Origin of the sequence: Acidovorax facilis, from assembly GCF_023913775.1 — a bacterium.
Classification (GTDB): domain Bacteria; phylum Pseudomonadota; class Gammaproteobacteria; order Burkholderiales; family Burkholderiaceae_C; genus Acidovorax; species Acidovorax facilis.
In genome coordinates this window covers 14,121-30,877 of record NZ_JAMXAX010000070.1, presented here as the reverse complement: position 1 = coordinate 30,877, position 16,757 = coordinate 14,121, and the positions used below count along the sequence as shown (strand labels likewise).

Genomic DNA, 16,757 nt, shown 5'->3' with positions numbered 1-16,757 from the left:
TCGATCCCCCGGTCATCCCCACCACGTCCACCATGTCTTCCACTAGCCCCCGCAAGGTGCTGATCGGGCTGATCGGCGCCGGCATCCAGAAGTCGCTGTCGCCGGCCCTGCACGAAGAAGAAGCACGCCACCACGGCATGCGCCTGCACTACCAGCTCATCGACCTGGACCGCTCTGCTTCGTCGGCGGAGCATCTGCCCACGCTGTTGTCGGCGGCGCGCATCATGGGCTATGCGGGTTGCAACGTGACCTACCCCTGCAAGCAGGCGGTGATCCCGCAACTCGACAGCCTGTCGGAAGAAGCGCGCGCCATGGGCGCCGTGAACACCGTGGTCATCCAGGGCGGAAAACTCGTGGGACACAACACCGACGGATCGGGCTGGGCCTGGGGCTTTACCCGCGCACTGCCCGGCGCTGACCTGCGACGCGTCGTACTGCTGGGCGCGGGTGGCGCAGGTGCTGCGATTGCACACGCCGTGCTGCGCCTGGGTGCACAGCATCTGAGCATCGTCGATGCACAACCCGAACGCGCCGCACAACTGGCCGCCGACGTGAATGCGCTCTATGGCGCGCGCGCCGAGGCCGGTGAGATCCGCTCGGCCATGGCCAACGCCACCGGCCTGATCCACGCCACGCCCACGGGCATGGACAAGCTGCCAGGCCTGCCGCTGGATGTGGGCCTGCTGCGCCCCGCCATGTGGGTGTCCGAAGTCGTGTATTTCCCGCTCGACACCGCCCTGGTGCAGGCTGCGCGCGCGCTGGGCTGCCGGGTATCGGACGGCGGCGGCATGGCCGTGGGCCAGGCCGTGGGGGCGTTTGAGCTGTTCACCGGCGAGGCCCCGGATGCGGCGCGCATGGACGCGCATTTCCGCCGCCTGGTCAGCAGCGCCAGCTGACCCCTTCCGCGCACGACAACACAAGGAGCTGAACCCATGAGCACCCCGATGGTGGCCACCCGCGAAGCGCTGGGCGACATGCCCAACCCCCTGGGCCTGCAGGGCATCGAGTTCATCGAATACGCCACCAGCCGCCCGCAGGCGCTGGGCCAGGCGCTGGAGCGCATGGGTTTTCAGCCCGTGGCGCGCCACCGCTCGCGCGAGGTGCTGCTGTACCGCCAGGGTGACATGAACATCATCGTCAACGCGCACCAGGACACCGAACGCACCGGCGTGCATGCGCCACCCGCACTCACGGAAACACCGGTGCTGGCCGCCATCGCCTTCCGCGTGGGCAACGCAGCCGCAGCATTTCGCCGCGTGCTTGAGTTGGGCGCCTGGGCGGTGCACACCGAGGTCGAGGTGATGGAGCTGAACATCCCCGCCATCCACGGCGTGGGCGCGAGCCGAATCTACTTTGTGGACCGCTGGAAGGAGTTCTCGATCTACGACGTGGACTTTGTGCCCATCCCCACCGTCAGCCCGCGCCCGCCCGCACTGCAGGGCCTGCATCTGTTTGGCGTGGTGCAATACATCGGCCTGGGCCGCGCGGCGGACTGGATCCATTTCTACAGCGAGCTGTTCGGCTTTGCCGAGCTGGCACCCGACCAGTCGTTTGGCGTGCTCACCCATGGCCGCATCCTGGCCAGCCCCTGCGGCACGCTGCACTGGCAGCTGATTGAACCGCTGGTCGATGCGCTGGATGCCGACCCCGAGGAGCTGCTGCAGCGCGTGGCCTTTGGCACACCCGACGTGCTGGCCACGGTGCAAGCGCTGCGTGCGCGCAGCGTGGAGTTTGTCGAGTCGCCCACGGGCGTGCACACCGGCACGCGCGGTGCCCTCACGCGCGCCGACACCGCATCGCCCAGCTTCGAGCTGGTGCTCGACGCCCGCTGAGCCTGGAGACCGCCCATGCGCCAATCCACCATGCAACGCAACGTCGCCGATTTCGGAATGGACACCATCAGCCTGGCGGGCCCACTGGAGGCCAAGCTGGCCGCCGTGAAAGCCGCCGGCTTCGGCCAGATCATGCTGGCCGCGCGCGACATCGTGGGCCATCCTGAGGGCATCGAAGCCGCTGTGCACGCGGTGCGCAACAGCGGCCTGCGCGTGACGGGTTTCCAGGTGCTGCGCGACTTCGAGGGCCTGTCGGGCCACCTGCACAGCTACAAGGTGGACATTGCCAAGCAGATGATCCTGATGGCGCGCGACCTGGGCGCGCCCGTGTTGCTGGCCTGCAGCTCCACGTCATCGCACGCCACGGCGGATGCCGAGGCCATTGCACGCGACCTGCGCAAGCTTGCGCTGCTGGCGCTGCCCCATGGCATCCGTGTAGCGTTTGAAGGCCTCTCGTGGGGCCGCCACATCAACGAAGTGCACCAGGCCTGGGCCGCGGTGGAGCAGGCCGATTGCCCCAACCTCGGTCTGGCCATCGACTCGTACCACCAGTTCGCCACCAGCACGCCACTCTCGGCCCTGGAAGACGTGGACCCCGCCAAGATCTATCTGGTGCAGCTGTCGGACTTCATGTGGCAGGAGACCCGCACGGTGCAGGAGCGCATTGAGACCGCGCGGCACTTTCGCGTGTTCCCTGGCGAGGGCGTGCATAGCCAGGCCCTCGCCGAGCTGGTGCGCACGCTCGATGGCATGGGCTACCAGGGCGACTACAGCTTTGAGGTCTTCAACGACGACTACCAGCAGCTGCCGCTGCCTTATGTGGCGCAACGCGCGTGGAACAGTGCGCTGTGGCTGGCGGAGGGGGTGCTGCAGCGCGCCGTGCCGCTGCCCGGACACCCGCGCATCAAGACCCTGGCGTGACCAACGCGTCAAAGCGGCAGCGGCCAACGATCAGCTGTTGGCGCGCTTCTTGAGCCAGCGCATCAGTGCGCCCACCACGGGCAGCTTTTCGTACAGCTCTTCGGCAGCGTCCCAATAGTCGCGGTGCAAGCTCACCAGGCCTTGTTCGTCCAGCACCAGGTGCGAGGCACCGCGCACCGTCTGCGTCACGCCCTTGTGGAAGTCCTTGAAGGCGAACAGGAAGTCCCAGGTCAGAAAACATTGCTGCCCCTGCACCACGCGGCCGGTGACCACAAAACGCGGCTGCTCCAGTGCCTCGAACATGTGGGCAAAGATGCCCTGGATGGCAGGCACGCCCACCACCTCGTTGAACGGATCCTTGAAGCGCGCCTGAGGCCCATAGAACTGGCCGATGGTCGCCACATCGGCGGGCGACAGGTTTTCAAAGAACGCAATGACGCGCGTAACGGCTTCTTCTGTAGCGATCGTGGTTTCCGGTGGGTGCATACCGTTCAAAGACCTGTGAATTTTCGAACCGCCGGAAAGTACCACCGATACGGCAGCACACGCAGCAGTTTCATCACCCGCGTGAAGCGCTTGGGAAAGTGGATGTCGAAATGCCCCCGCTCCCAGCCCTGCACGATGGCAGCCGCCGCAGCTTCGGGTGAGATGAGGGCCGGCATGGTGAAGTCGTTGCCCGCCGTGAGCGGCGTGGCCACAAAGCCCGGGTTGATCACGCTCACGCCCATACCCAGGTCATGCAGGTCCAGGTAGAGCGCCTCGGCTAGGTTGATGAGCGCGGCCTTGGTGGGGCCATAGGCCAGGCTCTTGGGCAGCCCCCGAAAGCCCGCCACGCTGCTGATCAGGCTCACATGGCCCGGGCGCCCGGCCTGCGCTGCGGTCAGCATGGCGGGCAACATGCCAGCCAGCACATGCAGCACGCCGTTGTAGTTGATCTGCTCGTGGCGCAGCATCACGTCCAGATCGAAGTCGGTGGCGCGCATGTCGCGGTAGTAGCCCGCGCAATAGCACACCATGTCGGGAACACCACCCGCCAGCACCTGCGCGGCGGCGGCCTGCACCTGTGCCGGTTCGGCAGTGTCAAAAGCCAGCGCCGTGCTGCCGGGGTGCTGCCGGGCAAAGGCGTTCAGCGCATCACCACTGCGCGCCGACACGATGACCTGCGCGCCGCGCGCATGCAGCGCTGCCGCTGTGGCCCGGCCAATGCCGCTGCTGGCCCCGATGAGCCAGGCCCGGCGGCCATGCCAGTCGCGCAGGGGAGGATTGAGGCTCATGGTGCGCGTTTGGTGAAGGACAGGGTGATCTCGCCCAGGCGCACGCCGAACTTGCTCATGGTGGCGCGGTTGATCATCACGCGGTCATCAATGAGGTACATCCAGTCGTCCAGGTCCACGTTGTAGACCTTGCCATCCACAGGCAGGGCCAGTGTGTAGTTCCAGCGGAAGGCGTTGCCGCGCGTCTGGCCGTTGGCCGCGCCCACCACATCGTCGGCGGTGCCGGTGTAGCGGCCGTCGGCATGCTTCGTCAGCCGCCAGATGCGGCGCTGTGTGGTGCCGTCGGAGTAGGTGAAGGCTTCATCCAGCACGCCCTCGTTGCCTTTCCAGCTGCAGTCCATGACCACGGTGAAGCGCTTGACGATCTGGCCGCTGCGGTCCTGGAAGATGCCGTAGGCGTCGATCTTGCCGTTGAAATACTGGGCCAGGTCCAGCACCGGTTTTTCGCTGGCGTAGCCATCGAGGTTCTGGCTGGCGCAGCCAGACAGCACCACGGGTGCGGCCACAGCGGCCGAAAGGAGGAGACGTCTTTGCATCATGGTGGTGGGCCTTGGTCGGTTCGAATTCAAACAATCGCCGCGCCACGCGGGCGCCGCAGAATGAGGAGATAGAGCGCGGCCGCAGCGGTGAACTTGAGCACGCAGGGCAGCACCGCATAGGCCAGGCCGAGGGTCTGCAAACCGTCATCGCTTCGCGTTCCGGGGCTGTAGCCCAGCCATCCCAGCAGGGGCAGCGCCAGGCCTGCCGCCAGTGCCAGGTTGAGCTTGGTGGCAAAGTTCCACCAGCCAAAGTACGCGCCCTCGTGCTGGCCACTGTCGCCCTCGGCGGCAATCACGCCAGCCAGCAAGGCGCTGGGCAGGGCCAGGTCGGTGCCCAGGGCCACGCCGGACAGCGCACAGACGACGAGGAACGGCACCACATCACCCGTGCCCAGAAACGCAGTCCACACAAACACGGCAATCGCCAGCAGCATGCCCGCCAACCAGGTGCGCGCCAGGCCCCAGCGCGCCACGGCACGCAGCCACAGCGGGATGGACAGCGCAGCGCACACGAAATATGCCGCGAGGAACATGGGCTCCTGCGCGGGCGGGGCCTGCAGCCGGTCCTGGATAAAAAACAGCACCAGCGTGGCCGGTATGGCGCTGGCAATGCCGTTGAGCATGAACACCGCCAGCAGGCGGCGGAAGGCAGGGCGGCCCCAGGGCCGCCACAGGCTGGCGCGCTGCGGGGGGCGGTACACACCGGCCACGGCGACACCCGCATGCGCTGCGGGGCGCGGGGCTCTGGTCCAGGCCCACCAGCCTAGCAGCAGGGTGATGGCAAACACACTGAGCATCACCGGCAGGCCCAGCAGCGCGGGCAGCACCGATGCCAGCACCACGCCGACCAGTGCAGCACCCTCGCGCCAGGCCACGATGCGGCCACGCTGCAGCTCGTCGCCGCCCAGGCGCGCACCCCAGGACTGGTGCGCAATGCTGAGCTGGCTGTAGGCGACGTAGGTGATGAGCAGCGCCACCAGCGCCCAGGCCACGAGCGCATCGGCTCCGCGCACCAGGGGAAAGAACAGGCTGGTCAGCCCCAGTGCCAGCACCGCCGCCGACACCGCGCCCACCGCCAGCACGGCGCGCACCGAGCGGCCAAACAGGTGGTCGGCCAGGCGACCCAGCAGCGGGTCGGTGAACGCATCGAACAGCCGCGCGGCCAGCAGCACAGCGCCCAGAGTGGCCAGCGGCATGCCGAACTCGCGCGCGTAGTGGTTGGGCAGCAGCACATACAGCGGCAGCGCCACAAACGCCAGCGGCAGGCCCAGCAGCCCATAGGCCAGGCCTGCGCTGGCGCGGATGGGCTGCGTGGAGGTCATGGTTGGCCTGCAGTTCGGGTGGCGGCCAGCAGTTCCTGGCGCAGGCCGGGCTCGGAGGTCTGCGGCGATAGCCAGATGCCAAAGAACAGGCGCGAGAACTCGGCGTCCGGCACCTCACCGACGACACGCCCCGCCATCTTGAACACCGCACCCACGCCCGGCTGGTGAATACCCAGCAGGCGGTCGCCTGACTTCACATCCGGCAACGCGGCCTTCAGCGCCTGCTGCCAGCGCGTGGCCTGTTGGGGCGTGAAGCTACCCACGCGGCGCATCTCTTCCAGCGAGCGTTTGGCGATGGCCTCGGCCGTGAAGTCGCGGTGGTAGGTCAGCTCCAGCGCCAGCGGCTGGGCGCCGTAGTTGTCTGCATCAAAGCCGGGCTGCACCCACAGGCGGGCGCGGTAGATCTCGAAGCCCAGAAACCGGAGCACGCCTTGGCCCGCCAGGCGCACGCCTGACAGGGGCGTGGCGGTGGCCGACTCTGCCGCTTGGGCCATCGGCACGGCCTGCGCGATAGCGGAATTTGAATAAAAAAAGGCTCCAGCGCTTATCCATAAAGCGATTGCAGCTATGTTTTTCATAGCATTCAATCCTTCGCCAGCGTGTACTGCACCAGATTGATGTTGCTCATCGCAAATGCCGCTTCGCAGTACGCCAGGTAGAACTCCCAGATGTGCAGGAAGCGCTGGTCAAACCCCAGCTGCAGGATCTGCGTGCGCTGCGCCAGAAAGCGCTCGCGCCAGCGCTTGAGGGTTTCGGCGTAGTCCTGGCCGAACGCGAACTCGTCGACCACGCGCAGGCCTGCCGCCTCGGCCTCACGGCGGAATTCGCGCGGGCACGGCAGGCAGCCTCCGGGGAAGATGTACTGCTGGATGAAATCCGTGGAACTGATGTAGCGCTCGAACAGGCTGTCATCGATCACGATGCTCTGGATGCAGGCCTTGCCGCCGGGCTTGAGCAGGCGGTTCACCGACTGGAAATAGGTGGGCCAGTACTCGCGGCCCACGGCCTCGACCATCTCGATGGAGCAGATCGCGTCGTACGGGCCATCCTGGATGTCGCGGTAGTCCTGCAGGCGCAGGTCGGCGTGCTCGGCCACCCCCTGCTGTGCCATGCGCTTTTGCGCGAATGCGAGTTGCTCGGTGGAGAGTGTCACTCCCGTCAGGTGGGCGCCGAATTCCACGGTCGCCATCTCGGCCAGCGCGCCCCAGCCACAGCCAATTTCCAGCACCCGAGAATTTGGCTGCACCCCGGCCATGCGCAGCGCGCGGCGCACCTTGGCGTGCTGGGCGGTGCGCATGTCGCCGCCTGCATCACCCTCAAACCAGGCGGACGAATAGTTCATCGTGTCGTCCAGCCAGAGTTCGTAGAACGCGTTGCCCAGGTCGTAGTGGGCGTGGATGTTCTTCTGGCTGTTGGCGCGTGTGTTGCGGTTGAGCAGGTGTTTGATGCGATACAGCAGACGCCCGGCCCAGGTGCCGTAGATCACGCCTTCCACCTGCTGGCGGTTGGCGATGAAGAGCTTGAGCAGGTCGGTCAGGTGCGGGGTGGTCCAGTCGCCCGCGATGTAGCTCTCGGCAAAGCCGATGTCGCCCGACCGGAGTGCGGCACTGCACACGTTCCAGTTCTTGAGCGTGATGGCCGCCGAGGGGCCATCACCGTGGCCGAAGTGCTGCAGCGTGCCGTCGGGCAGCTGCACCGTGAGGTGGCCATGCTGCAGGCGCTGCAGCAGCTTGAGCGCCGTGCGGGCGGCAGCGGGGGTGCCTGCGGGCAGGGCCAGGGCGGTGCGGGGGGCAGTGGTGGAGTTCATGGCGGCGTTCTCGTTCGTCATGGAATTCAGCGGGTCACGATGGATGCAGGCGCCTCGGGCTTGCGGTGGAAACGCACGCGCTTGAGCCACAGCTGCAGCGCGTGCCAGTGAATGCGGGCAATGATGGCCAGCGTCATGGCGGGGTAGCCCCAGAGCGCCTGGCGCAGGGTCTGCGGGGTGATGGCCTGCAAGGTGCCGCTCACGCTGGTCTGGATGAGTGGGCCGGTGTCGTCGTCGTGGTCGATGCGCACCACAGTGCGGCCCGCGTCCTGTGCCCCCGCCTCGGTACGCATGAAGCGAAAGCGGTAGCCCCCGTTCACCTCACAGAACGGCGAGACGTGGAACACCTTGCGCGCCTGCTGCTCCACGCCGTACTGCGGCGCATCCAGCAGGTAGCAGTGGCGCTCGCCAAAGGTGTTGTTGACCTCCACCACGATGGCGCGCAGGCTGCCATCGCTGCGGTGGCAGTACCAGAAGCTCACGGGCTTGAAGGTGTAGCCCAGCACGCGCGGATAGCAGTGCAACCAGACCTCGCCCGTGGCGTCGGTGACGCCTTCGGTGCGCAGCAGTTCGTCCAGCCAAGCCAGCGCACCGCCCTGCGCGGCACTGCGGCCGTCGCCGTGGTCCACGTCATGGAAGCTGATGGCGCCACGCCGGTTCACCGCCAGCGCGCTGCCCAGGCCGGGCAGGCTGCGCATGGGCAGCATGAGGAAAAACGTGGGGTAGGCAAACGCATGCCGCCGAGGCCGCAGCCGCGTGTGGCGCACCTGGCCGAAGCCGATGAGGGGCGCTGCGGGTGGGGCTGCGGCGTGGCTCACGCAGCCTCCGCCAAAGGCGCTGGCAGGGCCGCCAGCAGTTGCTCGGCCACGGCCAGGCCGGACTTGAGGCCGTCTTCGTGGAAGCCGTAGCCCGTCCAGGCGCCGCAGAACCAGGTGTGCTGCTGCCCTTGCAGCTTGCCCACCTGCTGCTGCGCGCGGATGGCGGCCATGTCGAACACCGGGTGGGCGTATTCGTAGCTGCCGATCACGTGTTCGGGCGCTATGTCGCGCACCGGGTTCAGCGACACCACCACGGGCTGCGCAAAGGGCACGGGCTGCAGCTGGTTGATGAGGTAGTGCAGGCACACGCGGGCCGACTCGCGGCTGCGCTGCGGGGCACGTTCGTAGTTCCACGCGGCCCAAGCGGCGCGGCGCTCGGGCAGCACGGACGTATCGGTGTGCAGCACGGCGCGGTTGGCCTGGTAGCGGATCGAGCCGAGCACGGCGCGTTCTTGGGTAGTGGGTTGGGCCAGCAGCGCAAGCGACTGGTCGGAGTGCGTGGCCAGCACCACCTTGTCAAAGTGCTCGGTATGGCCCGCAGTCATCACGCGCGCACCGGCAGCGTCGCGCTCGATGCGGCGCACGGGGGTGTTCAGGCGCTTGTCGGCAATGCCCGCCACGATCTTGTCCACGTAGTGCCGTGCGCCACCGGACACCGTCCACCACTGCGGGCGGTTGCTCACCTGGATGAGGCCGTGGTTGTGGCAGAACCGGATCATGGTGGCCACGGGGAACTTCAGCATCTGGTCGGTGGGACAGCTCCAGATGCAACCCAGCATGGGCAAGAAATACCAGTCGCGGAACGCATCGCCAAAGCGGTGCTCGCGCAAGAAGTCGCCCAGCGGCTGCATCAGCGCCGCCTCGGCCTGTTTCTCTGCAATGCGCGTGCACAGCTTGTTGAAGCGCAGCAGGTCGCGCAGCATGCCCAGAAAACGGGGGTTGACCAGGTTGGAGCGCTGGGCAAACACGGTGCTGAGGTTGGTGCCGCTCCACTCCAGCGCGCGACCACCGCCAGGGCCGCTCAGGGCGCCCGGCACCTGCACCGAGAACGACATGTCCGACTTGGCGGTCTCCACGCCCAGCTCGGCCAGCAGGCGGATCAGGTGGGGGTAGGTGCGCTCGTTGAACACCAGAAAGCCGGTGTCCACACCGTGGGTGACGGGGGTGCCCGAGGCATCGGGTAGCGTGACATCGACCGTGTGGGTGTGCCCGCCGAAGTAGTCGCCTGCCTCAAACAGTGTGATGTCCGCCTGGCCGCGCAGCTGGTGCGCGACCGAGAGCCCCGAGATGCCGGAGCCGATGATGGCGATTTTCATGACCAGCTCCCTCTGGCCGGTGCACGGAATAAAAAGGTTGCGAAGCGTCCCGAAACGAATAAGAGAGGGAGGGAGGAGAAGCGCTCCAGGAGGTCAGTCGGAACCCGAGGGCCCGAAAGGCTTCGCAACGTTAAAACTGTACGCTGCGCAATCGTCTTGCGCAATGGATAGAGTGGGGTCACGCTGGCGAAGTTCCAGAGGCCCACTGTATTTTTTTTCAAGAAATGTAAAGAAGTCATGGCGGTCACCGGGGCACAGGCTGGGTCAGCAGTTGTTCGATGGCCCGCACCAGGCCCTTGTTGTCTGGGGCGGTCAGGCTGGAGTAGTTGTCCACCAGCTTGCCGTCGCGGCCCAGCAGGTATTTGTGGAAGTTCCAGCGCGGCGCTGTGCCCGACAGCTGCGCCAGTTGCTGGAACAGCGGCGAAGCCTCGGGGCCCTTCACGCTGCTCTTGGCAAACATGGGAAATTTCACCCCGAAGGTGTTTTCGCAGAAGGCGGCAATCTCCTGGTTGCTGCCTTTTTCCTGGGCAAAGTCGTTGGACGGAAAGCCCAGCACCACCAGGCCCTTGTCTTTGTAGCGGGCGTACAGCTCCTCCAAGCCCTTGTATTGGCCCGTAAAGCCACAGAAGCTGGCCGTGTTCACCACCAGCACCACTTTGCCGCTGTACTGGCACAGCGACTGAGGCTTTTCGTCCTGCAACCTCGCAAACGTGTGCTGCAGCGTGGCCGGGCAGTTTTCGGAACCCGCCGCGCGGACCGGGGGGGCATAGCCGACCGCCACCGCGACCAGCAACAAAAGGCTGGCGGCCGAAAGAAAGCGTCTGTTAGAGGTGTTCATAGGACTTGGGATCGCAGGGGGGTATGGGCAATTTAACCATTCCATCATTTTTTGTCCACATGAGTTTTTATTTGGACTGATTGGTTTACGAGAATGCGAACCGCTCGGATTCAAAGTCCTGCAAAAAGAAATGGGTATTGCGGGCGCGCTCGGGAACGGGGCGACAGGTGTCGCACGGCTGAAGGTTTGCCATCGTGGTGGCAAGAGAGGGGGAATTCTGGGCACAAGCTGCCCGCCAGTGGCGCTGGACGCCGTTGGTTGGCGTGGGCCTGTGCCAGCCCTCCCGCTGCAGGTGGGGGGATGCGCCCGCAGCCCGGCGCGGGGTCAGACCAGGTTGAGCAGGCGGTCCAGCGAGAGCTTGACTCTCACGTCCTTGAAAGCCACCACGCCCGTGACCTTCCAGGGGGGCATGCCGGTGTCACGCGGAATGGGCTCGCCCGTGGGCATGCCGTCACGGTTGGTCACCACCGCCACCTTGGGCGTGGTGGCCGTGGTGCCCCGGCGAACGACCACGCCCACCTCCTGGCTGGCCAGCCGCACGAAGGCCCCGGGCGGGTATACACCCAGGGTCTTGACAAGCGCGGCACCAGCCTCGTCCACCTGGTGCTCTTCGTCGTAGTAGCTGGCCTGCATGGCCGCCGTGACGGGCATGGGCAACCGGGCCGCGCGAGGTGCCATGCGGGCGCCAAAAATGTCGGCACGCTGCAGCAGGCGGGCCATTTGCTGGGCCTCAGTCTTCTTGGCCAGCGGGCCGGGGGTGCGGTGGTGGTGGCAGCGCACCGCCTCCAGCCACACCGGGTCGGCCACGCCGAGCGTGCGCAGCAGTGCCTCGGAACGCTCCGCATGGCTCTCGACCGCCGCAATCTGCTGGGCGGTGAGCGGATGGGTCTGCTGGGCCAGCTGGTCCTGCAGCTCGGACATGGCTATGTTCATGGAGAGCGCCGCGTGGCCCAGCTGCTGCACACGGGAGGCGGGCCAGCGCAGCATCTCGCGCGCCACCACCATGCACACACAGCACACCAGCATCGAATGCGTGGCGCTGTACATGCGCGTTTCCTGCGCAGACAGGTAAATCAGGCCCAGCAGCGTCGCGTCGGGCGTCTGCTCGCAGTGGCGGGCCAGCTCGTCGTGCAGCGTCTGGAAGCGCCCGCCAAAATCAGCGGGCGAAGGTGCACGCAGCAACTGTGTGGCACGCAACTGCAGTTCGGGCCAGTCAGGCAGCGTCTTGCCAGTGCGGCCCCGCCCTCCTGCGTCGTCGGCCGCCGTCATCTTCATCGCGGCAATTTCGCCCAGGTTGGTGTCGGCGATCAGCATGCGCTGCAATTGCGCGAGATAGGCCCGGTGGCTGTCACCGGACTCATCGGTATCCACACACAGCTGCCGCCCCCGGCCCACCATCTTGGCCAGCTCTTCCCGGGTGCGGATGACATAGCCTTTTTGCGCCAGCAACACGCCATCAGCACCCCGCAGCACAAACGGCAGAGGGTGGCCCAACTGGATGGATTCGATGTTCAGGCTGACGAGGTTCATGGTGGTCGTTACATTATCTAACGGCCACACGCCCGGCTAAGCCGGGGCAACCCCGGGGATTGCCTGCTTTTTCAAGCAACCACCGGTCTCCATCATCCCGCTGGGGGTGTAGCGGGCGCCTCTGGGGCGGGCACCGGGTGGGCACCCCGCAAGCGCCGCAGCATGCGACCAAACCACTGCCCCAGATCATCCACCCCCGTGAACACGGCGGGGATGACCAGCAGGCTCAGCAGCGTGGACGTGATCAGCCCGCCAATCACCGCCACCGCCATGGGCGAGCGAAAGCTGGCATCCGCCGCACCAATGCCCAGCGCAATCGGCATCATCCCCGCGCCCATGGCCAGTGTGGTCATGATGATGGGCCGTGCGCGCTTGTGGCAAGCATCGATCAGTGCCTCAAAGCGCGTCATGCCATGCTCGCGCCGCGCCAGGATGGCGTATTCCACCAGCAGGATCGAGTTCTTGGTGGCAATGCCCATGAGCATGATCAGCCCGATGAGCGAGGGCATCGAGAAGCTCTTCTGCGCGATCAGCAGGCCCACAAACGCCCCGCCCAGCGACAGCGGCAGCGCCGCCAGGATGGTCACCGGGTGGAGGAAGTCCTTGAACAGCAGCACCAGCACGATGTAGATGCACAACACCCCGGTCAGCATGGCCAGGCCGAAGCTCGCGAACAGCTCGCCCATCATCTCGGCATCGCCAATCGTGATCTGGCGCACGCCCGGCGGCAGGTTCTGGATGGAGGGCAGCGCTTCGACCGCCTTCGTAACATCACCCAGCGGCTGGCCTGACAGCTCGATCTCAAAGTTGACATTGCGCGCGCGGTCATACCGGTCCACCACGGCCGGTCCGCCGCTGAACTCCAGCGTGGCCACCTGGCCCAGCATTACCGGGCCTTTGCTGCCCGGCACCGACAGGCGCTCCAGCAGCGCCAGGTCCTTGCGCGCGTCATCCTGCAGCTTGACCACGATGGGCACCTGGCGCGAGGCCAGGTTGAGCTTGGGCAGCGACACGTCGTAGTCGCCCACGGTCGCAATGCGCAGCGTTTCGGCAATGGCGCTGCTGGTCACCCCCAGGTCGGCGGCGCGCGCAAAGTCCGGGCGCACCGCGATCTCGGAGCGCACCAGGCTGGCGGTGGAAGAGATGCTGCCCAGGCCCGGGATGGTGCGCAGGTCCTTCTCGACCGCCAGCGCGGCCGAGGTCAGCGCCTGCGGGTCGTCGCCCGAGAGCACCAGCACGTACTTCTCGCCGGAGCCCCCCAGGCCCACCTTGCTGCGCACGCCAGGAAGCGTCTCCAGCGCTGCACGGATCTGGTTCTCGATGCCCTGCTTGCGCGGCCGGTCGCCGCGCTCGGCCAGCAAGATGGTGAGCGTGGCCTTGCGCGTTTCGGCATTGGCGCTGCCCATGAACGGATCGCCACCGGCCGAGCCCCCACCGATGGTGGTGTACACGCTTTGCACATGGTCCACCTTGGCGATGCGCTGGCGCGCATCCTCGGCCACGGCGCGGGTCTGGGCCAGCGTGGCGCCAGGTGGCAGCTCCAGGTAGACCTGGGTCTGCGAGTTGTCATCGGCCGGGATGAAGCCCGTGGGCAGCAGCGGGATCAGCGCCAGCGAACCGATGAAAAACGCTGCCGTGGCAATGAAGGTCATCCAGCGGTGTTTGATGCACCAGGCCGCCCAGCGCAGGTACACCGTCATCCAGCGCGGGTCCTTGTGCGTATCCACGATGGGTTTGAGGATGTAGGCCGCCATCATGGGTGTCAGCACCCGCGCCACCACCAGGCTGGCAAAGACCGCCAGCGACGCCGTCCAGCCGAACTGCTTGAAGAACTTGCCCGCAATGCCGCTCATGAACGCGGTGGGCAAAAACACCGCAATCAGTGTGAACGTGGTGGCCACCACGGCCAGGCCAATTTCGTCGGCCGCCTCCATGGCCGCCTGGTAGGGCGTCTTGCCCATGCGCAGGTGGCGCACGATGTTCTCCACCTCCACGATGGCGTCATCCACCAAAATGCCCACCACCAGCGACAGCGCCAGCAGCGTGATCACGTTGATCGAGAAGCCCAGCCAGTGCATGCCGATGAACGCCGGAATCACCGACAGCGGCAGCGCCACGGCCGACACGAACGTGGCGCGCCAGTCGCGCAAAAACAGCCACACCACCAGCACGGCCAGCAACGCGCCTTCGTACAGCAGGTGCATGGAGCCGTCGTATTCCTCCTGCACGGGCTGCACAAAGTTGAAAGCTTCGGTGATCTCCAGATCGGGGTGCTGAGCGCGAATTTCCTTGAGGGCCGCCTGCACCGCAGAGCCGACTTCCACCTCGCTCGCGCCCTTGCTGCGCGCAACCTCGAAGCCCACCACGGGCTTGCCGTTGAGCAGGGCCAGTGCGCGCGGCTCGGCAATCGTGTCTGTCACCGTGGCCACCTGATCGAGCCGCACATGGCGGCCGTCGGACAGTGCCAGCGTGAGCCCTGCGAGCTCCTGCGCCGACTGCACCGTGGCCAGGGTGCGTACAGGCTGTTCGCTGCCGCCCAGGTCGGTGCGGCCACCGGCACTTTCGGTCTGCACCAGCCGCAGCTGGCGCGAGACATCGGCCGCCGTGGCGTTCAACGCCTGCAGCTTGACCGGGTCCAGCAACACATGCACCTCGCGCTGCACGCCGCCGACGCGGGTGACAGCACCCACGCCCCGCACCGTGAGCAGCTTCTTGGCCACGGCGTCGTCCACAAACCACGACAACGCTTCATCGTCCATGCGGCTGGAGGCGATGGTGAACGCCAGCACCGGCTGCGCGGCCAGGTCCATCTTGGTCACGATGGGGTCGCGCACGTCGCCAGGCAGGTCACCGCGCACGCGGGCCACGGCAGAGCGCACGTCGTCCAGCGCTTCCTGCGTGGGCTTTTCCAGGCGGAACTCGGCCGTGATGGTGGCGCCACCGTCCTGCACCTTGGTGTAGATGTGCTTCAGGTCTTGCAGCGTGGCGATGCTGTTTTCAATCTTGCGCGCCACATCGTTTTCGAGCTGCGCGGGCGAGGCGCCGGGCAGCGCCACGGTCACGGAGATCGTGGGCAGGTCAATGTCCGGAAAGTTCTGTACCTTCATGGCGTTGAACGACAGCAGGCCGCCGAAGGTCAGCAGCACAAACAGCATCAGCGCCGGTATGGGGTTCTTGATCGACCAGGTGGATACATTCATGTCGAATGCTCCTCAATTGATAGCTGCTTGCGCTTTATTAGTAAGCGCTAGAGCCATTTTTTGCTTGAAATCCGGAGCTTGCGAGGTGCTGCTAGCGGGCGGCGTGCTCACCACCCGCACCAGATCGCCGTCGTTCAGGAAGCCAGCGCCGCGCACTGCCACCTAGGCATTTGCGTCCAGACCCGAGAGCACCTCGACCCGGTCGGCCACGCGGCGGCCGGTCTGCACCTTGCGCATCTGCACCCGTTGGTCGCCGCCGACCACAAACACGTACGAGAAGCCATCGCGCACCACCAGCGCTTCTTGCGGCACCGTCAGCGCATCGCTGGCGCCCAGCGCGAACTCACCGCGCGCAAACATGCCCGCACGGAAGTCTGTGTTCAGGGGTAGATCAACGTACACCAGCGCATTACGCGTCTGCGGGTCCACCGTCGGCGCAATCATGCGCACCGTGCCTTCTGCCACCGCACCACTGGCCGCCGTCACGCTGACCTTGGCGCCCGGCGCAATGCGGCGCAGCTCGGTAGACGTGACTTCGGCGCGCCATTCGAGGCGCCCCTTGCGCACCATGCGGAACAGCTCGGTGCCCGCGCCCACCACCGCGCCCACGGTGGCCGTGCGGGCCGAGATCACGCCGCTGTCGGGCGCCACCACCTGGGTGTACTTCAGACGCAACTGCTGTGCGTTCAGCGTGGCCTTGGCCGCCTCCACGCGAGCCTGCGCGGTCTTCTCGGCCGTTGTGTACTGCTGGATCTGCTGCTGGCTCAAGGCGCCCGTGGCCTGCAGCGAGCGGGCCCGGTCGGCATTGGCAGCGGCTTCGGCCGCATTGGCCTGGGCTTCGAGCAGGCTGGCGCGGACCTGGGCCACATCGGCCTGTACGGTTTCGGCAGAGAAAGTTGCCAGCACCTGGCCGGCCTTGACCACGTCGCCCACGTTCACACGCACGTCGGTCAGGCGCAGGCCGTTACTTTCGGCGCCAATGCTGGCCTCCTGCCAGGCGGCGACGTTGCCATTGGCCGCCAGGCGCAGCGGCACCGAGGTGCGCTGGGGTTGGGCCGTGCTCACGGTAAGCGCGGGGCGGGGCTGGCCAGCCTTGGGCTCATCGGCGGCGCGCGATGCGCCAGAGAAAACCAGCGCACCGCCCGTGGCCAGCACGCAGGCAGTGATCACGGCGAAGGCGGTGGGGGAAAACTTGAAGAAGAAAGAGGAGTGTTGCATGTGCATCTGTCCTGGAGAATTCATATCAGCTGTGCATGGTGTTGGGCGTGGCCCACTGCGCTCGAAACTGGCGATGCGCAGACGAGGGCAGCCAAGCAAGGGCCGCCCCGCAGCGAGGGCTGCGTCCCCCTGCCCGCGTTGC

Annotated in this window: 14 protein-coding genes and 1 pseudogene; 3 read left to right on the top strand and 12 right to left on the bottom strand. The window is 66.4% G+C overall.

The window, feature by feature from the left end; genetic code table 11:
* Positions 1 to 32: 32 nt before the first annotated feature.
* The 3 genes from NFX52_RS18285 to NFX52_RS18275 are packed head-to-tail and all read left to right on the top strand — an operon-like array spanning position 33 to position 2,753.
* Complete coding sequence (locus tag NFX52_RS18285) at positions 33 to 896, top strand: shikimate dehydrogenase (RefSeq protein WP_055394718.1); 864 nt, start codon at positions 33 to 35, stop codon at positions 894 to 896.
* Positions 897 to 932: 36 nt separating this feature from the next.
* Positions 933 to 1,832 (top strand): VOC family protein, encoded by a 900-nt coding sequence (locus NFX52_RS18280; RefSeq protein WP_055394680.1) that lies wholly within the window; start codon positions 933 to 935, stop codon positions 1,830 to 1,832.
* Positions 1,833 to 1,847: 15 nt separating this feature from the next.
* On the top strand, positions 1,848 to 2,753 hold the full coding sequence (locus NFX52_RS18275) for a sugar phosphate isomerase/epimerase family protein (protein WP_055394681.1): 906 nt from the start codon (positions 1,848 to 1,850) through the stop codon (positions 2,751 to 2,753).
* A gap of 30 nt (positions 2,754 to 2,783) precedes the next feature.
* Here the strand turns inward: NFX52_RS18275 and NFX52_RS18270 are convergent, their stop codons facing one another.
* The 12 genes and pseudogenes from NFX52_RS18270 to NFX52_RS18215 all read right to left on the bottom strand — a co-directional run bounded on the left by NFX52_RS18270 (position 2,784) and on the right by NFX52_RS18215 (position 16,615).
* The gene (locus NFX52_RS18270; RefSeq protein ID WP_055394683.1) at positions 2,784 to 3,239 is read right to left on the bottom strand and encodes a nuclear transport factor 2 family protein; all 456 of its coding nucleotides are present in this window, start codon (positions 3,237 to 3,239) and stop codon (positions 2,784 to 2,786) included.
* Between the two features lie 5 nt (positions 3,240 to 3,244).
* Entirely contained in the window at positions 3,245 to 4,027 is a 783-nt protein-coding gene (locus tag NFX52_RS18265; protein ID WP_055394685.1) for an SDR family NAD(P)-dependent oxidoreductase, read from the bottom strand.
* The gene (locus NFX52_RS18260) at positions 4,024 to 4,566 is read right to left on the bottom strand and encodes a DUF3833 domain-containing protein (RefSeq protein ID WP_055394687.1); all 543 of its coding nucleotides are present in this window, start codon (positions 4,564 to 4,566) and stop codon (positions 4,024 to 4,026) included. Before NFX52_RS18260 ends, NFX52_RS18265 begins: the two co-directional genes overlap by 4 nt.
* A gap of 26 nt (positions 4,567 to 4,592) precedes the next feature.
* Complete coding sequence (locus tag NFX52_RS18255) at positions 4,593 to 5,888, bottom strand: MFS transporter (RefSeq protein ID WP_055394689.1); 1,296 nt, start codon at positions 5,886 to 5,888, stop codon at positions 4,593 to 4,595.
* Positions 5,885 to 6,382, bottom strand: coding sequence for a chalcone isomerase family protein (locus tag NFX52_RS18250; RefSeq protein ID WP_055394691.1), 498 nt, complete (start codon positions 6,380 to 6,382; stop codon positions 5,885 to 5,887). The genes NFX52_RS18255 and NFX52_RS18250 overlap by 4 nt, the downstream gene beginning before the upstream one ends.
* 89 nt (positions 6,383 to 6,471) lie before the next feature.
* Positions 6,472 to 7,695, bottom strand: a complete 1,224-nt coding sequence (locus tag NFX52_RS18245; RefSeq protein ID WP_055394720.1) for an SAM-dependent methyltransferase — start codon at positions 7,693 to 7,695, stop codon at positions 6,472 to 6,474.
* A gap of 26 nt (positions 7,696 to 7,721) precedes the next feature.
* The gene (locus NFX52_RS18240) at positions 7,722 to 8,513 is read right to left on the bottom strand and encodes a DUF1365 domain-containing protein (RefSeq protein WP_055394693.1); all 792 of its coding nucleotides are present in this window, start codon (positions 8,511 to 8,513) and stop codon (positions 7,722 to 7,724) included.
* Positions 8,510 to 9,829 carry an NAD(P)/FAD-dependent oxidoreductase gene (locus tag NFX52_RS18235; protein WP_055394695.1) on the bottom strand — a complete coding sequence of 440 codons (1,320 nt, stop codon included), beginning with the start codon at positions 9,827 to 9,829 and terminating at the stop codon, positions 8,510 to 8,512. Before NFX52_RS18235 ends, NFX52_RS18240 begins: the two co-directional genes overlap by 4 nt.
* Positions 9,830 to 10,073: 244 nt before the next feature.
* Complete coding sequence (locus NFX52_RS18230) at positions 10,074 to 10,667, bottom strand: glutathione peroxidase (protein WP_055394697.1); 594 nt, start codon at positions 10,665 to 10,667, stop codon at positions 10,074 to 10,076.
* A 324-nt stretch (positions 10,668 to 10,991) separates the two neighbouring features.
* A complete protein-coding gene (locus NFX52_RS18225) occupies positions 10,992 to 12,197 on the bottom strand; it encodes an HD-GYP domain-containing protein (RefSeq protein ID WP_055394699.1) in 1,206 nt (401 codons plus the stop codon).
* Positions 12,198 to 12,289: 92 nt separating this feature from the next.
* Positions 12,290 to 15,397, bottom strand: coding sequence for an efflux RND transporter permease subunit (locus NFX52_RS18220; RefSeq protein ID WP_055394702.1), 3,108 nt, complete (start codon positions 15,395 to 15,397; stop codon positions 12,290 to 12,292).
* A 12-nt stretch (positions 15,398 to 15,409) separates the two neighbouring features.
* Positions 15,410 to 16,615, bottom strand: a pseudogene (locus NFX52_RS18215) (efflux RND transporter periplasmic adaptor subunit).
* Between the last annotated feature and the right edge of the window lie 142 nt (positions 16,616 to 16,757).

What these genes read in the sequence shown, in the direction of transcription:
- NFX52_RS18285 (WP_055394718.1), top strand. Translation starts at nt 33, where the DNA reads ATGTCTTCCACTAGCCCCCGCAAGGTGCTGATCGGGCTGATCGGCGCC.
- NFX52_RS18280 (WP_055394680.1), top strand. Translation starts at nt 933, where the DNA reads ATGAGCACCCCGATGGTGGCCACCCGCGAAGCGCTGGGCGACATGCCC.
- NFX52_RS18275 (WP_055394681.1), top strand. Translation starts at nt 1,848, where the DNA reads ATGCGCCAATCCACCATGCAACGCAACGTCGCCGATTTCGGAATGGAC.
- NFX52_RS18270 (WP_055394683.1), bottom strand. Translation starts at nt 3,239, where the DNA reads ATGCACCCACCGGAAACCACGATCGCTACAGAAGAAGCCGTTACGCGC.
- NFX52_RS18265 (WP_055394685.1), bottom strand. Translation starts at nt 4,027, where the DNA reads ATGAGCCTCAATCCTCCCCTGCGCGACTGGCATGGCCGCCGGGCCTGG.
- NFX52_RS18260 (WP_055394687.1), bottom strand. Translation starts at nt 4,566, where the DNA reads ATGATGCAAAGACGTCTCCTCCTTTCGGCCGCTGTGGCCGCACCCGTG.
- NFX52_RS18255 (WP_055394689.1), bottom strand. Translation starts at nt 5,888, where the DNA reads ATGACCTCCACGCAGCCCATCCGCGCCAGCGCAGGCCTGGCCTATGGG.
- NFX52_RS18250 (WP_055394691.1), bottom strand. Translation starts at nt 6,382, where the DNA reads ATGGCCCAAGCGGCAGAGTCGGCCACCGCCACGCCCCTGTCAGGCGTG.
- NFX52_RS18245 (WP_055394720.1), bottom strand. Translation starts at nt 7,695, where the DNA reads ATGAACTCCACCACTGCCCCCCGCACCGCCCTGGCCCTGCCCGCAGGC.
- NFX52_RS18235 (WP_055394695.1), bottom strand. Translation starts at nt 9,829, where the DNA reads ATGAAAATCGCCATCATCGGCTCCGGCATCTCGGGGCTCTCGGTCGCG.
- NFX52_RS18230 (WP_055394697.1), bottom strand. Translation starts at nt 10,667, where the DNA reads ATGAACACCTCTAACAGACGCTTTCTTTCGGCCGCCAGCCTTTTGTTG.
- NFX52_RS18225 (WP_055394699.1), bottom strand. Translation starts at nt 12,197, where the DNA reads ATGAACCTCGTCAGCCTGAACATCGAATCCATCCAGTTGGGCCACCCT.
- NFX52_RS18220 (WP_055394702.1), bottom strand. Translation starts at nt 15,397, where the DNA reads ATGAATGTATCCACCTGGTCGATCAAGAACCCCATACCGGCGCTGATG.